This window comes from Photobacterium swingsii (genome assembly GCF_024346715.1).
GTDB classification, from domain to species: domain Bacteria; phylum Pseudomonadota; class Gammaproteobacteria; order Enterobacterales; family Vibrionaceae; genus Photobacterium; species Photobacterium swingsii.
Genome location: NZ_AP024853.1, coordinates 778,812 through 804,083 on the forward strand (window position 1 = coordinate 778,812; position 25,272 = coordinate 804,083).

Here is a 25,272-nt window from a genome sequence, read left to right on the forward strand (position 1 = left end):
TCGCGGTTAATTGACTAACCGCGATTGCTCCACAAATTCATTTAAGAGTAAAGGCCGACCAAAATAGTACCCTTGCATAAAGTCTACATTGAGCATCATCGCGACATCATAAGCATGCTGATCTTCCACGCCTTCTAGCAGCACTTTCGCCCCTACTTTTTTTGCTATTCGCAACGCATCATTTAAACGTTCTGGCGCACCACTAAGGTATTCTTGTAATAGACTTTTATCCATTTTGATGATGTCGGGCTTGACCGTTAAAGCACGTGTTGCCGATGAGGCTTCACTCCCGTAATCATCCATTGCGAGCTTAACCCCTTTCCCCCGCATACTGCGTAACACGTTATTCAATCGATGGTCATCAGTACAGTGGTGTTCTAATAGCTCAAAGTAAATATCGTGAAGGTTTAGCCCAAGCTCTTTCACACGAGGAAACAAGAGGTTATTACCTGTTTTATAGTCACGATTGTCGATCAATGCATCAGGGCTCATGTTAAGGAATAACGCACCTTGGCGAATAAAGTGCGCAAAGTTACGAAGATGAATGACACGGGCAAGACGATCAATATTAATTTTATCGAAAATAGGTAAATGTCGGGACGTAAAAAACGGCTCTGTTTGAAAACGTAAACCTTCTTTATCGTAAATGCGCATTAAGGCTTCATAACCAAAGACTGTTTTATCGCGTTTTACTATCGGCTGAAAGGCGCTTTTAATGACTTTATCTTGATATACGAAGCTAAAACCATCAGATGTGGTACCACGTAAGTAATGCTCTATATCGTGAACAGTTCTCAATATTTTATTCACTACATAAACTCATTTAACAACATATAAAGACCACATCCCCAAAAAATACTGCCCGTCGTACCAAACAGGCTAGATAATTACATAAGGTATCAGTATAAGATATAGATTACGTCAAAAAACCATCACACACACAACCAAGTGTCGAATTATTGACTAAAAGCGAATTTTCGCCACCTCAAACCGCGGCTCAACACCCTATATGAAACAAATCTAACATACTTCTACGATTACACAGCCTATAAAAATTAAAATTACACATTTTTGAAAGAGAAATGTCACATATTACCACTAGTCTTTACCCATCAAATCAGTCAAAAATCAGACATAACAAAGGAAAGAGTTTGGTGATAGACAGTACAGTAAAAAAGCATCGTCCTTATTTAGCTATTTTCGATCTTGATGACACATTAATCGCGGCAGACTCTGCAAGTCTGTGGACCGCATTTTTAGTCGAACAAGGTATTGCTTTACCTGCATTACAAGCTGAAGAAGAAGAGATGATGTTAGCCTATGCCAAAGGCGATATGGATATGCATTCTTACATGCGAGCAACATTGGCACCGCTGATTGGCAAAGACAGAACGGCAATTGAAGAGCTGGTAAACGAATTTATTGAGCAAAAAATCAAACCGGCGCTTTACCAAGATGGTTTAGCACGCATTGAATGGCACAAAAAACGAGGTGACAGCGTCATCATCGCTTCAGCAACTTCAGAACACCTCGTAAAGCCTATCGCGAATATGTTGGGGGCTGATGATGCCATCGCTATCGAGCTTGAGACTCTGAATAACATTTATACTGGCAATACCAAAGGTGTACTCAGTTACCAACAAGGAAAGGTGACCAGAATGAAGACATGGCTAGCCTCTAATGACGCCCAATATAAAGGCTGTTATGGCTATAGTGACTCTATTAATGACTTACCCTTACTCAATGCTGTCGACAAACCATTCGCCGTTAATCCCGACCCAACACTGGCTATGCACGCACAAATGAAAGATTGGACGATTATGGAATGGCGTCACGATAATAATATTCTGCGTTAACCCTAACGTGCATGGCACACTAAGTTTTTGCAGCAAGCGATTCAGTACATAAGAGTTCAATAAAAATTATCGCCAAACCTTCAATACATCACCCTGATAATATTGAAGTTTGCCCTCATGGTGAGGGCTTTTTTGTGCCGGTAAGGGAACCTTATTAAGTTCATTCAAATTTTTTGACCTAGTTGTTCAACTCCCTCACCTGTTCTCTGAATATTTTCCTTCTACAATAAATTCATCAGTTAAGGCTAGCGTATTGCTCGCCCCCTAATGAGATGAAGGCAAAGGTTATGCAACACACTGTCAAAAAATATGACCCGATATCAATCGTGCTTCACTGGACGACAGCGCTGACTGTGATTGGATTATTTGCACTAGGCTTATGGATGGTCGATCTCAACTATTATTCAGAATGGTATAAACCAGCCCCTCATTGGCATAAATCAATTGGTCTATGTTTGGCAGCGGTTACCCTCTTTCGTTTGATATGGAAACTGTTTGCTTCACACCCACCCATTGAAGGCGCAAATTGGGAAAAAATCGGCGCTAAATTAGCACACGCCGTTATCTACCTACTGCTCATTGGTTTATTTATTTCAGGCTATCTGATTTCAACAGCAGATGGACGTGCCATTGACGTATTTGATTGGTTTTCAGTACCAGCACTTGGTGAGTTGTTTGACAACCAAGCCGATCTTGCAGGTGAGGTGCATTACTACATTGCCTTTGCCTTAATCGGTCTATCAGCACTGCATGCGCTTGCTGCGTTAAAACACCACTTCATAAATAAAGATAATACTTTAAGAAAAATGTTAGGAGTTACAAAGTCATGAAAAAGCCTCTAATCGCTCTAAGTTTACTTTCTGCCGCTATGCTACCTAAACTAGCAACAGCTGCTGATTACGTCATTGATACACAAGGTGCGCACGCCTCTATCAACTTAAAAGTTCAGCACCTTGGCTATAGCTTTATCAAAGGCCGTTTTAACACTTTCGATGGAACTTTTAGTTACGATCCAGCGAATGTTACTGCATCAAAAGTGAATGTAAACGTTGATACTACTAGCTTGGATACTAACCATGCTGAACGCGATAAGCATATTCGTAGCAACGACTTTCTCGACGTAAAGAAATACGCTACAGCAAATTTCACCAGTAATAAAATTGTAGATAAAGGCAACGGTAACATCGAAATTCAAGGTGAACTTACCCTACACGGCCAAACCAAGCCACTGTCTATTGATGCACATTTTGTTGGTGAAGGCGATGATCCATGGGGTGGTTATCGTGCAGGCTTTACCGGCACAACACGTATAGAGTTGGCTGACTTTGACATTCCTGTAATGGGGGCTTCAAGCTATGCCGATTTAGAACTGCATGTTGAGGGGATTCGCCAATAAGCACCTTTATTAGCGTCTAATTTCGACAAGTTATCTTGCTGTATTTTAGCGACCTAGCCCGCAGCTATTGCGGGCTTATGTTTTAAAGCCCCCAACACTACCTTTTATCCTTTTCTTTTTCTCTACATTGCGACGTTAGAAACGTCGATTCAGTTTTCTTGTCCTATCAATCAAGGTTTTTACTTAGCGTCATCCCCCTATTTGTCTTACTCTCTCCCGTGCACTGAATACTGACTACATGCTGAATTTGCACTTAAAAAGCGCTGAACTGCGCATTAATACTGCAATTAGCGAAAAGATTTACGTAACTTAACAGATAGAAACATCTCCAGTGCGCTAGGATGTAACCATAATAAAATACGCGTTCTAAAACAGAATATATGGCCATTATGGTACTCCCCATAACTGACGCCACTAGCGAAATGAGAAGGTAAACATGACTCCACAAGAAAAAGAACTCATCCAAAATGTGGCTAACAAACTAAAACAAAGCCCTGAAAAAACAAAAGATCAAGATGCAGAAACGCTGATCAAAGATGAAATCGGCTCGCAGCAAGACGCCATCTATAAGCTAACTCAAGCAGTGCTTGTACAAGAAATGGCGCTTAAAGAGTTGAAACAAAAAAATGATTATTTAGAAAAGTGTGTTGAACACCACAAATCAGAAGCCAACCGTGGCACATTAAGCAAAATGATGGGTGGCAACCGTCCGGCTCCACAGCCGCCTCAACCTGCGCATCAACCAAGTGCATTCGGTAGTTTTATGCAAACAGCCGCCTCTGTCGCTGTTGGTATGGTGGCGGGTAATATGATCAGCAACGCACTCTTCAATAACGATGATGGTGCTGCAGCAGATTCACTGGCATCAGCAGAAGACAGCGCTAGCAGCTTTCTTGATGATTCAACAGGTGGCTTCGCGTCGGATTATACCGATAGCAGCACAGGCGGATTTGGTGACGCGGGCTTTAATGATTCAAGCGACGGTGGTTTTGGCTCTGCTGGCTTTGATGACGATACCTTAGCAAATAATAGCGATGACAGCTTATTTGGCGGGGGTGGCGACTTCTTCGGCGGTGATGAGGGATTTGGTGGTGATGATTTTGGCGACTTTGACGACGTTTAATCGCTTTTTACCCTGAACCACAACAAGAAAAGGTAGATTCTCATCTACCTTTTTTACAACAACACATCACATTACGGCATTGCGTAACTACTGATATTTCGATGCTGACACCCTCGAATAATTTTCATGAATTGCTTTTTATCCAAATGGATCAAGTTTTCATGATCCCCCGCTTCCATAAACCACTCATCTTTATCGATCAGCGCATCATCGACCAACATAGGTATTGAATAAGCCTGCCCCAAAGACGGAACCGCACCAGGTTCACAATCTTGGAATATCTGCGACAGCTCATGCTCTGCAACTAAGGTATACACTTTTCCTGTCAGCATATTGACCTTATCTACCATGACTCTACGATTCGCAGGTACAACTGCGAGCAAATATTCATTTGCAACCGTCTTAAGCAACACGGCTTTTGTCACATTAGCTGCAGGTACATGTGCAGACACCGCTGAACTAAACGATGTATCTGTGTGGCGGTGGTGAGCAACACTAAAATCGATATGGTGAGCACATAAGAATTGCCCCACCGTTATGGCCATAGCCATAGACACCTCCAAAAGAGATTACGACAGCTAAAGTATGATCCTAGTTTTCAGGTTATGCGAGCAGTAACTAACAGGAAAATAAGCGTGGATAACAAGGTTAATGAATAGGCATTCTTCTGATTTGCCAAAACGCTCGTTGCCAATAAGGGTTGTCTAAACGCGAAACTATCACTCCTTTAGAGGTGGACGCATGCATAAATTGATTATTGCCAATATAAATACCCACATGCCTCAAACGATAACCCGTTTTAAAGAATACTAAGTCACCATACTTAGCCTGCTGTTTTGAAACTGACTTTCCCATTTTTGCAAGCTCGCCCGTCGTCCGTGGCAACAGTGTTTGATACACATCAGAATAACCAACTTGTACAAAAGCCGAGCAGTCAATACCACGTTTAGTTGTTCCACCTAAGCGGTACGGCGTCCCCTTCCATTCTTCATAGACGTTAACAAAACTGAGCTGAGATTGAGTCTGAATATCTGGTGTTGTTGTTACAGTCGACGTTGAGGGCTGCGGCGCAACAACTTGCTTTGACGATGAACATCCAGTAAGGGTGAGAAAGAAAAATAGCAAGGTAGAAGTATAAAATCCGTTTAGCACGCGCAGTGACACTCCCAAGAAATGATACCTTCATTATGGATGACGAAGAGTGACAAAGACAGGAAGAAATCGGAAAAAAAAGAGGCTTTACAAGCGTAAGCCTCAAACTCCACACAACAGAAGAAATTCAACCATGTTAATCAAACACTTAGCACCTAAAGAAGAATACTGAATATATTTCAACCATAGTCAATTATCTACTAAACAAGATGCTGTTGAATCATTCAGTCATACTGCATATGGCCAATGAATATATCCAACACATATTCGTTTAAATATTCACCTTTTGGATTTAAATCACAGATATAATGAAATAACATTCGACTCACTGAGTACAAATTGCTACGTCATACTGCTCTAACACTCAATAATGAAAGTACTAAAAAGTGAGGAAATAAATCCGACTGAATAAACTATTTTGTATGTTGAGTTTATGTTGTACTACGCTTCCCACCGACTCAAGCTTGTATAAAGAACCCACAATTGCTGTAAAAATCACCACGAATGCTCAACAGCCCCTAGCTATCACGGATATTTCCTTTCATAATGCATGCTACATGGTGGTTCAATCCAACTAGTGTATTGTTTCTTATTAAGATTTATGTAATACCACGTCAGTCAATTACATCTTATTTTGAAAAATAAGTTTGTTACCATTCTGTGAATTAAAACCAGAACTCTTAAACCTACTTATGTAAAGTAAACTTGTTTTTATACTTTTTTCGTATCAGTATGATACGGCCTCAGCTTTGATTAGGGAGTCAATGTGCTTAGTTTTATCCGCATAGTGCTTGCGGCATTTTTTATCATCTTCATGACACTTTTCGCGCTTATTTATTGCTTATTCAGCCCGCGCGATCCTAAGCACGTCCACTTTTTCTGTCGTTGGTTTAATCAACTTCACAAACTGGTTGGGCTACAACTTATCCAGCGCGGTACAGAGCGTGTAAAAAATGCAGGTAACAGTGTTTATATCTCTAATCACCAAAGCGTGTTTGACTTCGTCACTGCGCCGGGCATGCTCCAACCTCGCACCGTATCACTCGGTAAAAAAAGCTTATTGTGGCTACCTTTTTTCGGTCAGCTTTATTGGATCACAGGTAATATCCTGATTGATCGTGAAAACAAATCAAAAGCACGTAACACCATCAAGCAAGTTGTTGAAGCGATTCATCAACGTAATCTGTCGGTGTGGATTTACCCAGAAGGCACACGCAGTAAAGGCCGTGGTCTATTGCCATTCAAAACAGGGGCTTTCCGTATGGCAATTGAAGCAGGTGTTCCTATCGTGCCTATGTGTGTAAGCACAACCCATAACAAAATTGACCTAAACCGTCGCACAAACGGTGTCGTGATTGCTGAAATGCTAGAACCGATAGATGTATCGGCATACACAACCAATGATGCACGAGCTTTAGCTGATCACTGCCACAAACTGATGGCAGACAAAATTGCAGAACTCGATAAAGAAGTTGAACAATTAGAAGCCCAACAAGGCGCTTCATTGCAAGCCGACTAAACATCAGAACGCTTCAAATAAGAATAAAAAAACAGCCCAAATTTGGGCTGTTTTTATTGGCGAGCACTTCATATCGAAAAATTAAGAATCAAACGCTACCGTTCAGCAAAACGGAACAACGAATCAATTGCAATAGGGCAATCCCCTACTTGATGGACAATGGCTTCTGCTTGCTGCAAAGAATCAAAGCTACAAGGGATGCCATATGTATCAGTAACAGGATGATCTTGCCCATCTTGGTCAATAAAATGTACCCCCCAACCCGCACTTAGAAAGTCATGTACAACTCTAGCCTCAATAAAATGCTGATCTTGATAAAGACTTTTACACTCTGAAAGCACCATAACTGCCTCCTTCATAGCGATTCTATCGTATTAACTATAGCTGTTAACGCTTAATTTTTAACCCAGAATGAACAGTTAGTTGTACTTGAAATGAAATTATTGAATTAATTTCATTATTAGTTCACACGGCTGCTCCGACAAGCAAAGCTTCCGCAAGTTCATAATATAGAAGCATTTTTAAGCACTCACCGTTAAATATAAACCAACATGAGCAAAGGCAACTTCCAATAAGGACACCTTAGCAATAAAACAATATTTTATTATTACACTAACTCAGTATATGATACGCTTTTCCAATAAATACAACTGCTTTCGTCATGACTAAAACTATAAGAATAATTTTTGTAGCCTTACTGTTTTCATCTTATTCTGCACATGCCTCTGTATACGTAGGCAGTAAGTTAGGGCTGAGTGCAATCGACTATAACCAAGAGCTTGATTCTGGCAACACAAATGAAGATCCATTAATGATTTCGGATGTCTACGGTGGATTTGGTATTGATATCGGCTGGATATCAGATACCAATCAATATCGGATATTTTACACACTTGAACAGCATGATGCTGAAACCGAGCTATACAATGACAATAATCGTCTCATGATGAAGACGACCGATAGTATATCTCAGCACCTCATTAGTGCAGAGTACCTATTCTTACCTCAGCGTCATTGGAACCCTTATGCTGGTATTCACGCTGGCTTTCATCAACGAGAGACAGTAGACAGTCAAAATGACTTTTACAGCTTTACTTCTTCAGGTTTTACCTATGGTGCGCAAACAGGTATTACTGGCCGTATAGGAAAACACTTTACGCTCGATTTTGGCATGCGTTTTTCCGTACTTCAGAGCACTGCTAAAAATAAAAAAGAGCAGTCAAGTGATACACTAAAAATTACAAACAACATGCTCACCGTTGTATATTTTGGTGCCAACTATCGTTTTTAAGCTATATTCTTAGTGAAATCTAATTTTCCAAATATTGCTAAAAATTATAAAATCCAGATCACTAGCCAAAGCACATCCATAATGGATGTTAAATCATGATTATAAAGGATTATTAATCTTAAGTTATATCAATTCTAATTTATTATATGTATTAATTAGAAAGTAATATTGATAAACATGCTTATATCGGTATAGAATCCACATCAATCAAACACCGTTCAAATACAGGATGCTGTGTTTAAAAAATTATGTACATTAAATTCGTTCATCTAGCTTTAGAGGCAGATTACGAATAAAAGCCACTGGCTATAAGCGACTCATTAAGAAGTCGCCATAGCCCCATCATGGAAAAAACAAGAAGCGTACTCACTATGGACAAATTAACTACCGACTTCCGATTTATGAAATCAACATCAACGTTTTTACAATGGTTAGCCGACAACCATAATGCTCCGCAAAATATCAAGTCACCACTTATAGGCTGGCAACACCCGTCACAAGATGAGATCAATGAGGCTTTGGATTCACTGAAAGCCCTACTTGGTCTGTCAGAAACTGACATTGCTTACATGCTGGGGTCTTCAGCATCTCGTGGTAATGCGGGCCGTATGATTAAGCGCTGGCGTGATGGCGAAGCTAAAATCCCTTATGCAACATGGCTTGTAACGCTATCCATGTTGGGACGTACTACAGTACCTAACTTTAACCATAAACCTGAAACAACACAGATTGAATATCCGCAATTGTCAGAAACACTTTAAATTTCATCTTATAAGACAGATTGCTATCAATATTATGATTGCTCATTACGGTACAGCTCTTCATAGTCGTACCGGTATAAAACAAAAAGCCCCTCTCAACAGTGTTGAGAGAGGCTTTCCTCTGAAACTTCTTCTTTGCACCCGTCTTACTGACTACCTTCCTTGAAAGGCCACTCAATAATACCTACTGGGCTTCATCGACTGAATTCAATGCTTTAGACGACACATCTAACTTTTCTTTTAACCATAAACCTGAAGACTTCATACAGTAACCAAACACAACCCCCAATAGCAAAGATGGCACAACAAGCTGCCAGTCACCGTTTGCAGCAAAGGTTGCACATGACCCAATAAAGGTGCCCGGAATAAAATTTAGCCACGTTTGCTTTGCTTGGACACACATAAAGAATGCAACAACCGCAGTTACCACATAGCCAATGATCTCTATGCTAAATACGCTAGAAAGCTTGATAATAACCATGGCCCAAAAAACACCACTCAGATTGGTCGCCATACTCAAGCCAAGCCCTTTCAGCCCATCTTTTGGTGATGCAAAATACGTTGTACACCCAAGAAAACCGCCCCAACTGAGTAAACCTAAAGAGACGGCAACCCACCCCCAAATTCCCGACAAAATACCCGTAGTGATTGCGATTGCAACTAGCACTGACATATGAATCAACCTAACTATTTTATTAAGGAAACAGTCTAAACAAGCAAGGCAATCAACTCAGCAGCACTGATCACATAAATGAGCAATCATACTCAAGCAATACATTGAACATGTGACGCCAATCACCAAATATTGATATTAAACAACAGGCACGTATAAATAACGCTCAATAACTGCTTAATAGTTAATTTATACCTGTCACCTTAGTATCCACCAGTAGAAACAATTATTGCCACTATCGATAATAAATTGCGGATATTCACCACTATGCTAAGTTATTGCCATTAAAAATAATGTACTGGTAACAGCCAAATACAAGAAGATGACGCTGTTACAAAGACTACTGTGGAGTGACCATGGGTCCATTAATGCTTGATGTATCTGGCTACGAGTTAGATGCTGAAGAACGTGAAATAATTCAACACCCAACGGTTGGTGGTATCATCTTTTTTGCTCGGAATTACCATGACCGCGCCCAGCTGCGTGCATTAGTCAAAGACATCCGTCAAACCGCAAACCGCCCACTTCTTATTGCCGTCGATCAAGAAGGTGGACGTGTCCAACGTTTCCGCGATGAATTCACGCTGCTTCCACCAGCAAAAGCCTTTGCTTCTCAAAAAGAAGGACAAACATTAGCGTTACAAGGTGGCTGGCTTATGGCTGCTGAACTACTAGCAATGGACATCGATCTCAGTTTAGCTCCAGTATTAGACCTTGGCTTTGACTGTAAAGCCATTGGCGACCGGGCTTTTTCAGATGACCCTCAGCAAGTCTTTACTTACGCATCACAATTTATCAAAGGTATGAAAGAAGCGGGAATGGCGACAACAGGTAAGCACTTTCCTGGTCATGGTGGTGTGTTAGCCGACTCTCACTTAGAAACGCCTTTTGACTCTCGTGACACCATCAAACAGCACGATATGACAGTATTTAAACAACTGATTGATCACAAGCTGCTAGATGCAATGATGCCGGCTCATGTTGTGTTTGATGCGTATGATGACCAGCCCGCAAGTGGTTCTGAATATTGGCTCAAAAAAGTCCTTCGTGACGATCTTAGCTTCAAGGGCGTCGTTTTTTCTGACGATCTGAATATGAAAGGGGCTGACGTGCTCGGAAATTATAGCGAGCGTGCAATTGCCGCCCAGCAAGCAGGCTGTGACATGGTTATGCTATGTAATAACCGCGAAGGTGCCATTGAAGCGCTTGACGGCTTACCGCAAACACAAGTGCCTATATTGGACACTTTACTTAAGCGCCCATGCGGTGAATACCGCGATCTTATTCGCACAGAGCGTTGGAAAACAACCCAAATAAGGATTCAACGTTTAAGAGAAGAGTGGCTTGCCGCCAATGCCTAGCGTTTCCAATTCGTTAATGGCGTATTAGCTAAATAACCCGTCAGATCACCTAGCTGACGGGTTATTTAACAAACCTAGTTATTGGAATTACAATCACCAAAGCAACCACTTAATCAGCCAAGTTAGTGTTATACAAAACCGTTGGTGGTATCTGAAAGCGCTTTGTTAATGACTGACGAGCAACCATACTCTTACAGTAATACGCAAAATCTCTAAATGGCATTGGTCGACCAAAATAGAACCCTTGTTGTAATGTGACGCCATGCTTAGCTAAATAGATAGACTGCTCTTCGGTTTCCACGCCTTCCGCTATCATTTCCATCTTGGCTTCACGGCCAAACGCAATAATTGAGTCTAAAAGTGACAGCTTAAGATCAGCGGTTCCTATGGTCTCGACAAACATTTTATCGATTTTCAAACTACGAATATCCAACTGCTGAATATAGCTAAAGCCACCATAGCCTGTACCTGCATCATCCAATTTCACGTCGATACCTTGTGTGCGCAACGTTTCAATGACTTGCGATGCCATAGCCAAATTTGTAAAACGCTTACGCTCAGTGACTTCAAATGCAAGCTGCGAGGATAGCAGTGGCGATTCATCCAATACAGCAAGTGAATTCGCCAAGACTTCAACCTGTTCCAACTGATCGGGCACAATATTCACGCTGATCACTTGGTGAGTATTTCCCCAATTAAGCTTGGAAACATCACCGATCGCTTTTTCAATAAGCTGCTCTGTAATCGGTAAAATTTGCCCACTTTTTTCTACATAAGGGATAAACTCCATAGGTGAAATTAAACCTTGCCCATGGCGCTTCCAACGTGCCAACATTTCACAGCCATACAGACTATTTGTAGAAACATCGACAATAGGCTGGTAATAAGGAATAAACTCTCGCTGCAATATCCCCTGCTCAACCAAAGCATGTAACGACATTTTCCGGTATTCAAAAAATCGGAGCACCACAAGTACAATAAAACCGAGCCCTATGCCAAGTAACAGTAACGGAAGGATCGTTTTGTTGTGGTAAATAGAAAGCAGTTCATCTGAGACATACACCCGAATGCTAATACCATTATCAAGACGAGTATTGAACAAGATAGGCTGTGAAAATAGTGCCGCATCACCTCGCCAAAATGAAATAGTCGGGTTATTAGCAGCTGAAATAGCGGTTAATACACAGTTTTCACAATATTTGTGGCGGATCGCCTCAGTGACTATTGGTTCCATGTGTACATAAAGCGATCCCTTCTCGCCTTTCCACTGCGCAACCAATAAATTTTGTTCATTTCGCGAACCAGAAGTCACCCAAAGAGACGATCGTGCAGACAACGCATGAATCAAAGGCGCCAGCGTATCTTCACCACTTGCACCTTCAAAGCTAGAGCATCGAGAACCATCCAAGTTATGCAGTGACAAACGCCGCAATGCGTAATCATTATAAGTAATGTGCTTTAGCTGATGGCGATCTAATGCCATACAGTCAAACAAAAATAATTTCGACAGCATCTCAAGCTTGCCATCAAAAGAGTCTACTTGCTTCCTGTACTGTTGAAGCATGTTTTTTGCATCGCTACTTATGGTGTACCGCAAATAAAGCTTTGACACATAACCACTTGTCGAAACAAGTAATACGCCGCAAAAAAACATAAATAACAGGCTGACTAACCAGTTGCCTAGATTCATTGAGCTGAACAAAGCGCTCATTTTCAATGTTGGTGAAGTTTGACTATGTGAAGGCATATACAATGAAATAATTAGAAATCAAATGTCATTATTCATGTGCAACAAGGCACATCCGTGTGTTAATAAACGATATTGATAAATTGACAACTTAACAAGCAAAATCGTCACTATATATACGACATAGATCATGTCTTTATGGATTATGCGTTACAAAAAATACAAAACAAAATCAGACAGATAGTGACAGCACTGTGAACAAACATGAAATAGCTTGTACGCATAAGCATCACCTAAAAAGCATAGCGTGGGTTGGCTGGGAAATGGATGTCAGATCTGGTATTTGGTTAAAAGCAGGAGGTAAAGAATAGTAAGTACTGAACAGTAGAAATATTAAAAACTACCAATCTAAACAGACATTTAGATTGGTATTATTGATTTGATTATCGCAAAAAGAGAATTAAAGTGAGTCGCGCGAGTAATCAACGTTTTTAGTGCATTTTTTTTCACGCGTAATGACATAAATGCCACCAACAATAAATGCAAGAACTAAAACGATTTCCATAAACTGACCTTATAAGATTAAATTATATCAAACTGCAAATATGAGCAAAAAGCAGTTTTTCCACTAGGTCTAAAAAATGCCTCTTCATTGACAAATAGAAGCAATTTTTAGACTCGAATTAAGATACCGCAAAACGCTTACTTTTACACCTGGAAGTTATTTTCTTGTGACATGTAATGCGTGAATTAGACAATTACCTCAGCACAATATGTGAAACAACGATAAAACGAGCACTACACGTGACTAAAACCAATAACTAACGAACATTAGTACAAAAATAAAACAACTCTCTAACTTGAATTGTCTTAAGTATAAGACAAGAAAAAGCGAAACTATGCTATCAAGCCAATTTTTCCCATTCTTCGAGGGGCTGTATTTTGCCTTGCTAAAAGTTTCGCCGCGAATGAATAAATTACCAAGGTGGAATAAGAAAAACTAATAGCAAAAAGCCAATAATATCTGTTAAGAGATTATTGGCTTTTAGTTCAAATAGTTATGAGCATTTTAGTGTTATAACCACCGAGTTTGAGTCGTAAAGCTAACGGATAACCAAGTGTCTCCTAGTTCCCCCTTCAGCTTATCCCAAATCACTTGGCGAATCGCATCCTGCCGCTGCGTTGTCCAATGCGGACTGTCATCTACCAATATATTAATTTCTAGGTCGTACTGACGACCCGTTTTGGCCAAATGGTGTGTATAGTCATCAAATTCATACTGCTTTGAAACTGCAGCGATAACACCATCAACCCTATCTTGCACCTTACCTTTGGGCGCAACAAGCAGTACTTCACGTAGGTTACGGCTTAATACTCGAATAGGTAAAACAGATGCAGATATTGCCAACGCAGACACCAAAATAGGATCTACATAAGCATTCCAGCGAGAATAACCAAGTGAATCAAGTGCCATAACAACAAGGAAGCCCACTAACAAGGCCGCACTTAAAATACCATCTATCATCCACTCTTGCGAGTCGACACGCACCAATTCAGATTCGATACTCTTGGCAATATGCGTTTCGGTAAAATAAATAGCAAAACAGCTCACGGTTGAAATAACAGCGTAAACAAGCGCATGTTCGAGCACAATATCGTGTCCGCCTTCGACAATGGATTGCACACCACCGATAAACGCCCAAAGACACGTTACTAAGATAAGCAAGCCATTGACGACATTGATCAGAGGCTCGATATGCGCATAACCAAACTGAAACTGTCTGTCGTCAGGCTTGGTTACAAGGTAAGCGGTATACAGGCTAAGCCCTGTCATACCCATGCTAAGAAGTGAAAACATGCCGTCGAGCAATATGGCATTGGATCCGACATACAATCCATAGCCAATTCCCATGGTAGCCAACAAAATGGTACCCACGAGAGAGAGTTTAAGTGCTAAACGTTCCTTACTGATTTTACGGCAAGTAGCCATAGAACCTCCTATCACCAGTGAAAAATAAAATATGTGTAACGTTACTCTAAGTATCATTTTCGAAAATGACAATGATATTAAATGTTAAATAATTGCATATAATAGGTATAAGTAAACTCGGCTTTAAAATCAAGCCTTTATACTTAATAGCCAAATATTGAGTGATTTTATAAAATAAAATTTTAAGGCGAAAACCGTTTAAAGCCTGTATTGAGCGGCTTCATTGAACGGCCTACCACCTAAAAGTTATTCGCCTGAACGCTGGAGTTGCAAGTTCGCGACATCACTTAAAAAGGTCACCATTTTTACGCGGCTGACATTGTATTCAAAGTTTGGCGCTTCGCAATGTGGCGATGGTTGCATGCTAGAGGTTGCGGTACTTGTTGCGGTGATATATTGACAGGCAGCCCATTGTTCACAGGCTTGATTTCGTTCAATTTCTAGCTGTTCCCAATAGGTAGAAAAATGGCGTAGTGCAAAGTGCAATTGCTGAAAATTTTCATCGGTAAGCTCTGGCCGTAACGCATCAAGCTCATCTCTACGGTCATCAAGAAAGATGTCGAACGAGGAAGATAATTCATCGGAAGCAGAGCTATAGCAAGTTTGCTCGACGTATTGACTCACATTTAGCGGTTGGTTGGCAGCTTGTTGGGCACTACATGCAGTAAGACAGCTTAAAAGAGCTAGCACTATGCTTTTCATTATCAGAGCCTTCCCATCAATACGTATTGTCAGTATTGACCGAAAATAGCGCTACGGTGTGACGAAGCGCTATTTTTCTCATGGGTGAGACAAATGTAACCTTAGGCTAGCGAGTCTGGCTAAATAACACCACCAGCAGATAACAATACAGCCTCGTCACCCACCTTCACTTCACCATCAGCAACCACGCGGCAACATACACCTCCACGCCAATCAGGCATCAGTGCTTGAGTTAACCCTTGATGCTGTTCATCCATTCGCGGGCATGGATCGGTTTCGCGAGTAATTTCTAATTTCACCTCGCCAATTTGAATCACATCACCCACATTCGCTTCGCTAAAACGCATACCACTAACTAAGATGTTCGAGCGTCGCACCGTCCAAGGCAGATCGGTATTAACGTCATTACAAGCATCTTGCCATGACTCAGCACTCAACACCGTTAACTGACGCTTTCCCGGTTTACCACGAAAATCACCAACAACACCTTGCTCTGTCGTGATTAAAGCTTGTGTCATCTCTTCCATTGGCGCACGAGATTTTTCACGTTTAGCAATCGCTAGAACTTCCATTTACAGTCCTTTTTTATTCAATGTGATGAGTAATATATCTTGCCATACTTTCTAAGTGAACCCACCCTCTATCGTGTTAGTTATTGTTATAAAGTGATCTTTTCCCCATGGTATCTCTTCATATCACCCTATTCACTTCGTGAATTAGTGAGATATTCCTCTAACAATAAGGCTCCAAGCTGTTAGTTTTTAGCATTTCCTACTGTATTGAATTCTTTACTGATTAATTCATTACTATCACAAGCGCAATTTAACATTTTAGTTACACTTAACCTATTAGGTTTATCATCACTTATTGCTAACTTTGATGGAGCAAACAAGTTAAAACTCTGACGATAGGGTAAATGTTCGAACAAGATGTCAGACCAGCAGGGATAGCCGCTTGATATGAGTTTGTGACGATAAACGTTGATTCATTCGCTTTCATTTATTGCAGCTGACAATTGCAGTTGCGAGACAAGGAGCTTGAGATGAATGTTCAAGCAATGCCGATGCATCGATTTATTGATCACACTGGCTCGCTAGTTGCTCCACTCCCTGCTTGGCTAACCCATGACATGTTAGTGGATTACTACCGTGATATGGTGCTTACCCGTGTATATGACAACAAAGCCGTTGCTCTCCAACGTACAGGCAAACTCGGTACTTACCCGTCACACCTAGGCGCAGAAGCCATAGGTATTGCCATTGGTCGCACGCTCAAACAAGACGATGTTTTTATCCCCTACTATCGTGATATGCCAGCTATGTGGGCACGCGGTATCGCCATGGAAAAAAACCTCCAATATTGGGGAGGTGACGAACGTGGCAGTGATTTTCAATCTGAATCCTCCCCGCAGCATCCTTCTTCTCGTGATTTACCATTTTGTGTCCCTATCGCAACGCAATGTACTCACGCTGTGGGTGTTGCCGCAGCACTTAAAATTGAAGGCGGGCACCATGCTGCATTAGTGACCTGCGGCGATGGCGCGACATCGAAAGGCGACTTTTTAGAGTCTATTAATTGCGCTGGTAGTTGGAATATCCCGCTGGTTTTTGTCATCAATAACAACCAATGGGCCATTTCAGTCCCACGAGAAATCCAGTGTGGTGCAGCATTTCTTGCCGACAAAGCAAAAGGCGCAGGGATCCCTGGGATCACAGTCGATGGCAACGATGTGGTTGCCATGCTTGATGCCGTACGTACAGCGCTTGAGCAGGCCTACAAAGGAAAAGGGGCCACGCTAATAGAAGCAATTAGCTATCGATTAAGTGACCACACCACAGCTGATGATGCCAGCCGCTACCGCAGTGAAGATGAGCTGCATCAAGCATGGCAATATGAGCCAATCAGTCGCCTTAAACACTACCTCATACAGGCTGGTTTATGGAGCGAACAACACGAAACCCAATGGCTTGAGCAGTGCCGTATAACGGTAGAATCGGCAGTAGAGCGTTACCTCGCTATCACCCCTCAAGCCCCCGAATCTGCCTTTGATTATTTGTACGAATCACTCACAGACGATCTCCACCAGCAACGAGATACCATCATCAACAAAGCAATGCGTATGCAAGGAGGGAAACATGGCTGAGATAACATTACTGGAAGCCGTTAACCTTGCCTTACATCATGAAATGGCCAGTGACCCTAAGGTCATTGTATTGGGTGAAGACGTAGGCGATAACGGTGGCGTTTTCCGCGCAACGGTTGGACTTAAAGACAAATTTGGCTGTAAGCGTGTGATTGACTCCCCCCTTGCTGAAGCCTTAATTGGTGGTGTTACCGTAGGTATGGCAAGTCAAGGGTTACGCCCCGTAGCGGAGTTTCAATTCCAAGGTTTTGTTTTTCCTGCGTTAGAACACCTAATGTGCCATGCAGCCCGTCTTCGCAATCGAACCCGTGGGCGTTTGACTTGCCCTGCAGTCTTTCGTGCCCCATTTGGTGGCGGTATTCATGCACCAGAACACCACTCTGAAAGTGTCGAAGCACTGTTTGCTCATACGCCCGGCTTTAAGGTCGTGATCCCATCTTCACCACAACGCGCTTATGGTTTACTGCTTGCCGCTATTCGTAGCAACGATCCTGTAATGTTTTTTGAACCTAAACGTATCTATCGAACAGTAAAATCTAATGTTGAAGATAATGGCCATGCGCTCCCCCTCGACACCTGCTTCACCTTGCGTAAAGGGCGCGATATTACCTTAGTGACTTGGGGAGCATGTGTGGTTGAATCCTTGCAAGCTGCCGATCAATTGTCTAAGCAAGGGATCGAAGCTGAGGTGATCGATTTAGCTTCTATTCAGCCGCTTGATATGCGTACCATCTTTGCGTCTCTTGAAAAAACAGGTCGATTATTAATCGTACATGAAGCCTGCAAAACAGGTGGTGTCGGCGGCGAAATTATCGCCCGTACCGCTGAGCACGCGATGTGTTTATTAAAAGCACCGCCCAAGCGTGTTACAGGAATGGATACTGTAATGCCTTATTACCGCAACGAAGACTATTTCATGATTCAAGAAGCAGACATTATTACTGCTGCTAGGGAATTAGTGGAGGGTTGGAAATGAAAGCATTTACATTGCCCGATTTAGGTGAAGGGCTCGCTGAATCAGAAATCATAACCTGGCACGTTGATATCGGTGACGTTGTCACGCTCGATCAAGTTATTCTTACCGTTGAAACAGCAAAAGCTACCGTCGATGTACCAGCCCCTTACAGTGGAACGATTACCAGCAGACACGGCAATGAAGGTGACATCATTAATATTGGTAGCCTACTGGTTGAAATTGACGAACATGCCAACGTAACGACAACGCACGCTGTGACTAATACGGCATCGAGTGAAACAGCACAGTCACCCACAAGCAGTAGATCGCAGGCTTCCTCAAAAAATGATAAGCCAAACTCACCAGCAGTGACTAAGGATGCCGCCACCGTTGTCGGTAATGTGTCTCAAGCAAGCCATAACATCAATATTGATGAATATTGGGTAGGAAGCGAAAAATCACACGATGAAAAAGTGGTGATCACCGCCCTGCCATCTGCGCGCGTTTTGGCCCAAAAACTCGGTATTGATTTGCACCATATTCAAGGATCTGGCCCCGATGGAGTGATCCTCGACTGTGATATACATCAGGCTAGCGATCAGCAACGACCTGGTACTGAAATGCTTCGAGGGGCACGCCGTAGTATGGCCGCCAGTATGGCTAAAGCGCACCAACAAATCGCTGCCGTTACCATCACAGAAGAAGCCATATTAAGCACATGGGCAACCAATGAAGACATTACAACCCGCTTAGTGCAAGCCATCGTCGTCGCCTGTAAAAAGGAACCTGCACTCAATGCGTGGTTTGATCCAGACACCATGACCCGCTGCGTTCACAGCATGGTAAACATTGGGGTGGCAGTAGATAGCCAATATGGCCTGTACGTTCCTGTGATACGTCATGCTGATGAGTTTCATGCCGAAGACATTCGAGAATGGATAAATGATACTGTAGCAGGTATAAAAGCACGTAAAATTGGTCGAGAGCAGCTGCAACACGGCACCATTACACTGACCAACTTTGGCGCAATTGCCGGTATTTATGCCACCCCTGTTGTCTCGCCACCACAGGTTGCCATTGTTGGCGCTGGCCGAATTATCAAAAAACTCATCATGGATAACGGAAAGCCTAAAGAAGTGAATGCCTTACCACTCTCAATGACATTTGATCATCGTGCCTGTACAGGCGGTGAAGCCGCTCGATTTATGAAGGCTTTGGTCAGTGCACTAGAAAGCTAGACTGGCTCGAAACCTCATTAACTGTAGCCAAGGGTTCCACAGTGAACGCTTGGCTACGCTCTATTTAATATCCATTGCAGCTATTCAGTTCCTTTTCAGCGAAATAGTTCGATATTCCTATCAAGCGACATGTAACAAATAATAACCAATTATACGCTAAGCCGCTGTTTTCTTGTCGTCTCATTCATACATTCACACATTTCCACCTGTGTGATTAAAACAACGTTTCATTACTCAGGTTCTGTTCAGTGTTGCGCTTTACTATCACCACATTAAAGAACAACAGCCAGCAGGACCGAACTATGACTCTTTTTCTAAAAACTTCTATCGCCGCTGTACTGAGTGCTACTTTACTAACAGGTTGTGTTAACCCTGATCAAAACGATCCCAATGCAGCGACTAAGCAAGGCGCTGTCGGAGGCGCATTGCTTGGATTAACCATGGGCGCGCTGACTGGCGATGCCGAGCTTGCTGCTAAAGGGGCTATTGCGGGAGGCGTTGCTGGCGGAGTCAGCGGCTCTATGGTCGATTTGGATAACAATCGAAACAACCAACGCCATACAAGCCGTGATGAAGCGATAGCTCAAATAGGCAATAACCAGCAACAAAGTGCTAACGCAGCACCTAGCCCTACTCAACCACAGGCTTGGGCAGAACTCGATACATTGACAGGAAACTGGCAAGTGGCTATCTGGAGCAATACAACAGGTGAAACCATTAATGCGAAAGCCGATGCGGCTGGCTCATTAACCAAAACGACTACAGCACAAATTGCCATTGATAACTTACAAGTTAACGGTAGCGCCAACTCACTGGCAATGACAGCTGAATTTAGCTTTACACCCGAATCCGGCTACATACTGTCTGTCAAAAATAACGTCGATAACAGCACTGCTCAATTTGTCGGTGAATACCAAGCGGCCAATAACCGCTACAACTTCTACCCAGAATCAGCCGATGTGAGCGTGATTAAAGGTGTCGATGCCTCACAAGTTCGCTTAGAGCTCGGTTTCGCGGGAAACAATGTATGGATGGTTGATACTTGGGCTGCAATCGATGGACAAGACGTGAAGGTTCAATCATATCGCTTTACTCGAAGCTAATTTCTTGAACTAGAATTAAATTGAATCCACTGCCGCAAGTCAGATATACCAAGACAAATAAATAGTTTAACCATTATTTAGTTAGCTTGGTATTACTTGTACTTTTGAGTACGCTTTATCCTTTACGAATAAAGGCCTTTCTCTACGGCACACAACGAATGTGTGCCGTTTTTTAGATGGGATTTTTAGACTGAAACCGAGCTTAGCTTAGTCAAGCTTTGCTATTAAATCAGGTAAAATCTCGAACAGATCCCCAACCAAGCCATAATCTGCAACCTCAAAAATTGCCGCATCAGGGTCATTATTAATCGCAACGATCACCTTAGAATCTTTCATCCCCGCTAAATGCTGAATTGCTCCAGAAATCCCTATCGCGATATACAAATCAGGTGCAACTATCTTCCCCGTTTGCCCCACTTGCAAATCATTAGACACATAGCCAGCATCTACCGCGGCCCGTGATGCTCCTATCGCCGCATCCAATTTATCAGCAAGTTGTTCTACCATCGCAAAATTTTCTTTACTGCCGAGCCCTCGTCCTCCTGATACCACAACACGAGCCGCAGGCAATTCCGGTCTGGCACTCGCAACCGCTTGTTGCGAAACAAACTCAACGAATGGAGACTGGTGAGTTATTGCTAATGGCGTCACGGAAACCGCTCCCTGCGGATCAGTGCGTTGCTCTGCAACATCAAACGCCGATGCCCGCACCGATATCACTTTAATCCTATCGTTAGAGCGAACCCGTGCTAGTGCATTGCCCGCATAAATCGGGCGAATAACCGTGTCTTTCGACTCAATATCAATGACATCAGACAGCATACCCACATCCAGCAATGCAGCGATCCTTGGCAAGATGTTTTTACCAAAGGTAGTGGCCGCGGCCAAAACATGGCTATACATGCCAGTATTTTTACTTTGCTCCATTGGCGAGCTCCCCACCAATGCCTGCTCAGCTTGCTCATTAACAAGATCATGGACTAGCGCTGAGATATTTTCAGCGATACCGTATTGATAACAAGAAGAGTCAGCCACCAACACTGAGTGTATTCCTTGTACTCTCTGTGCTTGTGCACAAACAGCCTCGACATTTTCACCAGCCACTAAAATATCTATCGGCTGAGCTAAACTGAAAGCAGCACTTAGCGTTTTAAGTGTATCAGTCGCCAATGATTGACCGTTATGCTCTGCAATAATTAACGTTTTCATTCAATCACCTTCGCCTCATTACGCAATTTAGAAACCAGCTCTGTCACTGATTCAACACGGATGCCCGACTGGCGTGTGGGCGGTACCATAATGGTCAGAATGTCCTGCCTTGGCGCGATATCGATCCCAGAGTTTTCCTGTATTAAGTCTTCAATAGCAAGCACCGCTAACGGCTTCTTTTTTGCCTTCATAATATTGGGCAAAGATGCGTAACGCGGCTCGTTGAGTCGCAAATCGGTACTGATAATCGCGGGTAACTGCAAAGATAGCGTTTCCAGGCCACCATCCACTTCTCGGGTAACGGTAACTGCTTGGGTATTAACGGTAAGTTCAGAGGCAAACGTGCCTTGCGGGTAGCCAGTAAGCGCCGACAGCATTTGAGCCACTTGATTATTATCGGTATCGATAGATTGCTTGCCCAATAGAGTCAGGGCTGGCTGTTCTTTTTGGACAATAACATTGAGTACCTTGGCTACGGCTAATGGCTCTAACACTTCAGCTGTAGCAACATGAATAGCACGATCAGCCCCTAATGCTAATGCATTTCGAAGCTGCTCTTGGCTGGCACAGTCACCGATTGAAACCACAACAACTTCAGACGCTATATCCGCTTCCTTGAGCCTAATCGCTTCTTCTATTGCTATCTCACAGAATGGATTCATCGCCATTTTGACGTTGTTATCTTCAACGCCACTGCCATCAGTTTTAACCCTAATTTTCACATAAGGGTCGATCACACGTTTAATCGCAATCAGAACTTTCACAGTGTATTCCTTCTTAAAAAGAAAAATCTTTGAGAGCCTTATGCGCTGTATTTTCTCTACTTTTATGGCTGGCACATGTGCCTCAAAGTGATTCTTTGAGCCTAGTTTAATTTACGTTTACGTCAACTGCATCCAACTGTGCTCAACTACGCTATAGTTAAATTTATACTGTAAATCGCCAGTTTCTATATACGTAAATCGCACACAGAGGTCGCTTTGATGGAACGAGAATGTATGGAGTTCGATGTGGTGATTATCGGTGCTGGCCCAGCAGGGTTAGCAGCGGCTTGCCAGTTAATGTTAATGGCAAAACAACAAAATACACCGCCACCCAGTGTCTGTGTACTTGAAAAAGGCACTGAAGTTGGCGCCCACATTCTGTCTGGCGCGGTATTCGAAACCCGTGCTCTTGATGAGCTTTTTCCTGATTGGGAACACACAGATGCGCCGATTGTTTCTCAAGTTACGGGCAATCACCTTTATTGGCTAACCAATGCCAATAATCACCTCGTTGTACCTGAGCACCTCGCGCCTGACTGCATGAATAACAATGGCAATTATGTCATCAGCTTAGGGTTATTGTGTCGTTGGTTGGCCAAGCAAGCAGAGCAACTCGGAGTGGAAATATTTCCGGGCTTTGCTGCTTCTGATATTTGTTATGACAACAATAATGCAGTCACTGGCGTCATAACCTCAGATATGGGACGAGATAAGCAAGGTCAAGAAAAATCCACTTTTGAAGCGGGCATTGAATTAAAAGCTAAATACACCATTTTTGCAGAAGGCAGTCGCGGACACTTAGGTAAACAGCTTATTGCGCATTACCATTTAGATAATAACAAATCCCCCCAGCACTATGCGCTGGGCCTCAAAGAATTATGGAAAATCCCAGCAGAACAACATCACGAAGGCTTGGTGATCCATGGGATGGGCTTTCCTCTCAGTGAATCAGATACAACGGGAGGGAGTTTTCTTTATCACTTTGAAGGCAATCATTCGGAAGAGAAGTATGTCGCCGTTGGGTTAATTGTCGATTTAAATTACCACAACCCGTACCTAAGCCCCTTCGATGAATTTCAACGAATGAAACACCACCCTGTCTTTGCCCAATATTTACACTGTGGTGAGCGCATCAGCTATGGCGCGAGGGCAATAACGAAAGGCGGTTTATCTTCACTACCTCGCCAGCAATTTCATGGTGGCTTATTGATTGGGTGTGATGCTGGCACATTAAACTTTGGCAAAATTAAAGGCAGCCATACCGCCATGAAATCTGGCATGCTCGCCGCACAAGCAATACATGATGAACTCACAGCAGGCTTTGCCCACACTGTACCTGGGTATGAACGGTTATTTCATGATTCTTGGTTGTACCAAGAGCTTTACCAGTCACGTAATGTAGGGGCTAACATCCATAAGTACGGCCAGTTATTCGGAGGCATGCTCACCAGTATTGAACAAAACTGGTTAAAAGATCGTGCTACATGGACGCTACACGACAACTTGCCTGATCATTTAAGCTTAAAACCACTCGCTAAATGTAAACCTATCACTTACCCAAAACCAGATGGTATGTTGAGCTTCGATAAGCCTTCGTCATTATACCTCTCTGGCACTCAGCATGAAGAAAACCAACCTTGCCATCTTCTATTAACGGATCCTATGCTACCCATTACATCGCATTTAGCTGAAAACGGAGAGCCTAGCCAATATTACTGCCCTGCTGGCGTATATGAAATTATTGGGGATACAGGCCAAGAACGCTTGGTAATCAACGCCGCCAATTGCCTGCACTGTAAAACCTGTGACATCAAAGATCCTTCCCAAAACATTACTTGGCGACCACCTGAAGGCGGTGGCGGACCGAATTACCCCAATATGTAATCTTCCTTATCTCTTTTATACAGATAACGAAAATCAAGCAACAATAGTTAGACAGCAATGGTTAGGCAGCAATAATCAGGCAATGGGAGGGCTAACTATTGGCACTCTTCATTGATCCAATCAAGGTAACCTTTCAAACCGTGTTGAATAGGTAACTGAATAATCTCAGGCGTTTCGTAATCATGCAGCTTTACAATTTCAGCTTCCACTGCACCGTATAAAGAAACCTTGGTTTTTATCATCATTTGCTTTTCAGCATCGCTGTTTACTTCACCTTTCCAGTGATAGTAGCTTTCGATGGCTTGTACTTGGATACAGGCTGCTAAACGTTGCTCAATCAAAGCATCAATAATACGTTTACCCACTGTTTCATCTGAGAACGTAGTCATCACAACACAGTATTGCTCAGTCATTATTTTTCTCTCTTTAATATCTGTATCGACAGTATAACGGTTATATCTCTTT

Annotated in this window: 25 protein-coding genes; 13 read left to right on the forward strand and 12 right to left on the reverse strand. The window is 42.6% G+C overall.

Annotated elements, in window-relative coordinates; translation table 11 throughout:
• Window positions 1–6 precede the first annotated feature (6 nt).
• On the reverse strand, window positions 7–810 hold the full coding sequence (locus OCU77_RS20845) for an EAL domain-containing protein (RefSeq protein ID WP_048900926.1): 804 nt from the start codon (window positions 808–810) through the stop codon (window positions 7–9).
• 344 nt (window positions 811–1,154) lie between these two features.
• Between OCU77_RS20845 and OCU77_RS20850 the strand changes: the two genes are divergently transcribed.
• The 4 genes from OCU77_RS20850 to OCU77_RS20865 all read left to right on the forward strand — a co-directional run bounded on the left by OCU77_RS20850 (window position 1,155) and on the right by OCU77_RS20865 (window position 4,375).
• A complete protein-coding gene (locus tag OCU77_RS20850; protein WP_239686091.1) occupies window positions 1,155–1,856 on the forward strand; it encodes an HAD family hydrolase in 702 nt (233 codons plus the stop codon).
• A 287-nt stretch (window positions 1,857–2,143) separates the two neighbouring features.
• On the forward strand, window positions 2,144–2,686 hold the full coding sequence (locus OCU77_RS20855) for a cytochrome b (RefSeq protein WP_048900924.1): 543 nt from the start codon (window positions 2,144–2,146) through the stop codon (window positions 2,684–2,686).
• On the forward strand, window positions 2,683–3,252 hold the full coding sequence (locus OCU77_RS20860) for a YceI family protein (RefSeq protein ID WP_048900923.1): 570 nt from the start codon (window positions 2,683–2,685) through the stop codon (window positions 3,250–3,252). The genes OCU77_RS20855 and OCU77_RS20860 overlap by 4 nt, the downstream gene beginning before the upstream one ends.
• A 436-nt stretch (window positions 3,253–3,688) precedes the next feature.
• Window positions 3,689–4,375 carry a DUF2076 domain-containing protein gene (locus OCU77_RS20865; RefSeq protein WP_048900922.1) on the forward strand — a complete coding sequence of 229 codons (687 nt, stop codon included), beginning with the start codon at window positions 3,689–3,691 and terminating at the stop codon, window positions 4,373–4,375.
• Window positions 4,376–4,446: 71 nt separating this feature from the next.
• Here the strand turns inward: OCU77_RS20865 and OCU77_RS20870 are convergent, their stop codons facing one another.
• Window positions 4,447–4,926 carry an aminoacyl-tRNA deacylase gene (locus tag OCU77_RS20870; protein ID WP_048900921.1) on the reverse strand — a complete coding sequence of 160 codons (480 nt, stop codon included), beginning with the start codon at window positions 4,924–4,926 and terminating at the stop codon, window positions 4,447–4,449.
• A gap of 97 nt (window positions 4,927–5,023) precedes the next feature.
• Window positions 5,024–5,539 (reverse strand): NlpC/P60 family protein, encoded by a 516-nt coding sequence (locus OCU77_RS20875; protein WP_390624783.1) that lies wholly within the window; start codon window positions 5,537–5,539, stop codon window positions 5,024–5,026.
• A 754-nt stretch (window positions 5,540–6,293) separates the two neighbouring features.
• On the opposite strand from OCU77_RS20875, the gene OCU77_RS20880 reads away from it, so the two are divergent.
• Window positions 6,294–7,046, forward strand: a complete 753-nt coding sequence (locus OCU77_RS20880; RefSeq protein WP_048900920.1) for a 1-acylglycerol-3-phosphate O-acyltransferase — start codon at window positions 6,294–6,296, stop codon at window positions 7,044–7,046.
• A 95-nt stretch (window positions 7,047–7,141) separates the two neighbouring features.
• Here the strand turns inward: OCU77_RS20880 and OCU77_RS20885 are convergent, their stop codons facing one another.
• A complete protein-coding gene (locus OCU77_RS20885) occupies window positions 7,142–7,390 on the reverse strand; it encodes a hypothetical protein (protein ID WP_048900919.1) in 249 nt (82 codons plus the stop codon).
• Between the two features lie 317 nt (window positions 7,391–7,707).
• Between OCU77_RS20885 and OCU77_RS20890 the strand changes: the two genes are divergently transcribed.
• Window positions 7,708–8,337 (forward strand): outer membrane beta-barrel protein, encoded by a 630-nt coding sequence (locus tag OCU77_RS20890; RefSeq protein ID WP_048900918.1) that lies wholly within the window; start codon window positions 7,708–7,710, stop codon window positions 8,335–8,337.
• A gap of 371 nt (window positions 8,338–8,708) precedes the next feature.
• Window positions 8,709–9,098 carry a hypothetical protein gene (locus OCU77_RS20895; RefSeq protein WP_048900551.1) on the forward strand — a complete coding sequence of 130 codons (390 nt, stop codon included), beginning with the start codon at window positions 8,709–8,711 and terminating at the stop codon, window positions 9,096–9,098.
• Between the two features lie 184 nt (window positions 9,099–9,282).
• Here the strand turns inward: OCU77_RS20895 and OCU77_RS20900 are convergent, their stop codons facing one another.
• Window positions 9,283–9,771, reverse strand: a complete 489-nt coding sequence (locus OCU77_RS20900; RefSeq protein ID WP_048900550.1) for a DUF1097 domain-containing protein — start codon at window positions 9,769–9,771, stop codon at window positions 9,283–9,285.
• 356 nt (window positions 9,772–10,127) lie between these two features.
• Between OCU77_RS20900 and nagZ the strand changes: the two genes are divergently transcribed.
• Window positions 10,128–11,132, forward strand: coding sequence for a beta-N-acetylhexosaminidase (gene nagZ, locus OCU77_RS20905; protein WP_048900549.1), 1,005 nt, complete (start codon window positions 10,128–10,130; stop codon window positions 11,130–11,132).
• Window positions 11,133–11,241: 109 nt separating this feature from the next.
• Here the strand turns inward: nagZ and OCU77_RS20910 are convergent, their stop codons facing one another.
• From OCU77_RS20910 to OCU77_RS20925, 4 genes are all read right to left on the reverse strand, one after another.
• Entirely contained in the window at window positions 11,242–12,696 is a 1,455-nt protein-coding gene (locus OCU77_RS20910) for an EAL domain-containing protein (RefSeq protein WP_239686062.1), read from the reverse strand.
• Window positions 12,697–13,894: 1,198 nt separating this feature from the next.
• On the reverse strand, window positions 13,895–14,809 hold the full coding sequence (locus tag OCU77_RS20915; protein ID WP_048900547.1) for a cation diffusion facilitator family transporter: 915 nt from the start codon (window positions 14,807–14,809) through the stop codon (window positions 13,895–13,897).
• A gap of 246 nt (window positions 14,810–15,055) precedes the next feature.
• A complete protein-coding gene (locus tag OCU77_RS20920) occupies window positions 15,056–15,511 on the reverse strand; it encodes a hypothetical protein (protein ID WP_048900546.1) in 456 nt (151 codons plus the stop codon).
• 119 nt (window positions 15,512–15,630) lie between these two features.
• Entirely contained in the window at window positions 15,631–16,083 is a 453-nt protein-coding gene (locus OCU77_RS20925; protein ID WP_048900545.1) for an MOSC domain-containing protein, read from the reverse strand.
• 470 nt (window positions 16,084–16,553) lie between these two features.
• Here OCU77_RS20925 and pdhA point away from each other — a divergent pair, with 470 nt between their 5' ends.
• The 4 genes from pdhA to OCU77_RS20945 all read left to right on the forward strand — a co-directional run bounded on the left by pdhA (window position 16,554) and on the right by OCU77_RS20945 (window position 20,950).
• Window positions 16,554–17,654, forward strand: coding sequence for a pyruvate dehydrogenase (acetyl-transferring) E1 component subunit alpha (gene pdhA / locus OCU77_RS20930; protein ID WP_107302733.1), 1,101 nt, complete (start codon window positions 16,554–16,556; stop codon window positions 17,652–17,654).
• Entirely contained in the window at window positions 17,647–18,630 is a 984-nt protein-coding gene (locus OCU77_RS20935) for an alpha-ketoacid dehydrogenase subunit beta (RefSeq protein ID WP_048900544.1), read from the forward strand. Before pdhA ends, OCU77_RS20935 begins: the two co-directional genes overlap by 8 nt.
• A complete protein-coding gene (locus OCU77_RS20940; protein WP_048900543.1) occupies window positions 18,627–19,847 on the forward strand; it encodes a dihydrolipoamide acetyltransferase family protein in 1,221 nt (406 codons plus the stop codon). Before OCU77_RS20935 ends, OCU77_RS20940 begins: the two co-directional genes overlap by 4 nt.
• Window positions 19,848–20,149: 302 nt before the next feature.
• Window positions 20,150–20,950 carry a hypothetical protein gene (locus OCU77_RS20945; RefSeq protein ID WP_048900542.1) on the forward strand — a complete coding sequence of 267 codons (801 nt, stop codon included), beginning with the start codon at window positions 20,150–20,152 and terminating at the stop codon, window positions 20,948–20,950.
• 207 nt (window positions 20,951–21,157) lie between these two features.
• On the opposite strand, the gene OCU77_RS20950 is transcribed toward OCU77_RS20945, so the two are convergent.
• Window positions 21,158–22,159, reverse strand: a complete 1,002-nt coding sequence (locus OCU77_RS20950) for an electron transfer flavoprotein subunit alpha/FixB family protein (RefSeq protein ID WP_048900541.1) — start codon at window positions 22,157–22,159, stop codon at window positions 21,158–21,160.
• Window positions 22,156–22,923: an electron transfer flavoprotein subunit beta/FixA family protein gene (locus OCU77_RS20955; RefSeq protein ID WP_107302734.1), complete on the reverse strand. Its 768-nt coding sequence runs from the start codon at window positions 22,921–22,923 to the stop codon at window positions 22,156–22,158. The genes OCU77_RS20950 and OCU77_RS20955 overlap by 4 nt, the downstream gene beginning before the upstream one ends.
• Window positions 22,924–23,142: 219 nt before the next feature.
• Here OCU77_RS20955 and OCU77_RS20960 point away from each other — a divergent pair, with 219 nt between their 5' ends.
• Window positions 23,143–24,807, forward strand: a complete 1,665-nt coding sequence (locus OCU77_RS20960; RefSeq protein WP_048900540.1) for an electron transfer flavoprotein-ubiquinone oxidoreductase — start codon at window positions 23,143–23,145, stop codon at window positions 24,805–24,807.
• A 95-nt stretch (window positions 24,808–24,902) separates the two neighbouring features.
• On the opposite strand, the gene cutA is transcribed toward OCU77_RS20960, so the two are convergent.
• A complete protein-coding gene (gene cutA, locus OCU77_RS20965) occupies window positions 24,903–25,220 on the reverse strand; it encodes a divalent-cation tolerance protein CutA (protein WP_048900539.1) in 318 nt (105 codons plus the stop codon).
• Between the last annotated feature and the right edge of the window lie 52 nt (window positions 25,221–25,272).

Coding starts and splice junctions, on each gene's coding strand:
- pdhA (WP_107302733.1), top strand. CDS start 16,554: ATGAATGTTCAAGCAATGCCGATGCATCGATTTATTGATCACACTGGC.
- OCU77_RS20910 (WP_239686062.1), bottom strand. CDS start 12,696: ATGCTTCAACAGTACAGGAAGCAAGTAGACTCTTTTGATGGCAAGCTT.
- OCU77_RS20950 (WP_048900541.1), bottom strand. CDS start 22,159: ATGAAAACGTTAATTATTGCAGAGCATAACGGTCAATCATTGGCGACT.
- OCU77_RS20960 (WP_048900540.1), top strand. CDS start 23,143: ATGGAACGAGAATGTATGGAGTTCGATGTGGTGATTATCGGTGCTGGC.
- OCU77_RS20945 (WP_048900542.1), top strand. CDS start 20,150: ATGACTCTTTTTCTAAAAACTTCTATCGCCGCTGTACTGAGTGCTACT.
- OCU77_RS20865 (WP_048900922.1), top strand. CDS start 3,689: ATGACTCCACAAGAAAAAGAACTCATCCAAAATGTGGCTAACAAACTA.
- nagZ (WP_048900549.1), top strand. CDS start 10,128: ATGGGTCCATTAATGCTTGATGTATCTGGCTACGAGTTAGATGCTGAA.
- OCU77_RS20940 (WP_048900543.1), top strand. CDS start 18,627: ATGAAAGCATTTACATTGCCCGATTTAGGTGAAGGGCTCGCTGAATCA.
- cutA (WP_048900539.1), bottom strand. CDS start 25,220: ATGACTGAGCAATACTGTGTTGTGATGACTACGTTCTCAGATGAAACA.
- OCU77_RS20925 (WP_048900545.1), bottom strand. CDS start 16,083: ATGGAAGTTCTAGCGATTGCTAAACGTGAAAAATCTCGTGCGCCAATG.
- OCU77_RS20885 (WP_048900919.1), bottom strand. CDS start 7,390: ATGGTGCTTTCAGAGTGTAAAAGTCTTTATCAAGATCAGCATTTTATT.
- OCU77_RS20895 (WP_048900551.1), top strand. CDS start 8,709: ATGGACAAATTAACTACCGACTTCCGATTTATGAAATCAACATCAACG.
- OCU77_RS20870 (WP_048900921.1), bottom strand. CDS start 4,926: ATGGCTATGGCCATAACGGTGGGGCAATTCTTATGTGCTCACCATATC.
- OCU77_RS20935 (WP_048900544.1), top strand. CDS start 17,647: ATGGCTGAGATAACATTACTGGAAGCCGTTAACCTTGCCTTACATCAT.
- OCU77_RS20920 (WP_048900546.1), bottom strand. CDS start 15,511: ATGAAAAGCATAGTGCTAGCTCTTTTAAGCTGTCTTACTGCATGTAGT.
- OCU77_RS20890 (WP_048900918.1), top strand. CDS start 7,708: ATGACTAAAACTATAAGAATAATTTTTGTAGCCTTACTGTTTTCATCT.
- OCU77_RS20915 (WP_048900547.1), bottom strand. CDS start 14,809: ATGGCTACTTGCCGTAAAATCAGTAAGGAACGTTTAGCACTTAAACTC.
- OCU77_RS20860 (WP_048900923.1), top strand. CDS start 2,683: ATGAAAAAGCCTCTAATCGCTCTAAGTTTACTTTCTGCCGCTATGCTA.
- OCU77_RS20855 (WP_048900924.1), top strand. CDS start 2,144: ATGCAACACACTGTCAAAAAATATGACCCGATATCAATCGTGCTTCAC.
- OCU77_RS20900 (WP_048900550.1), bottom strand. CDS start 9,771: ATGTCAGTGCTAGTTGCAATCGCAATCACTACGGGTATTTTGTCGGGA.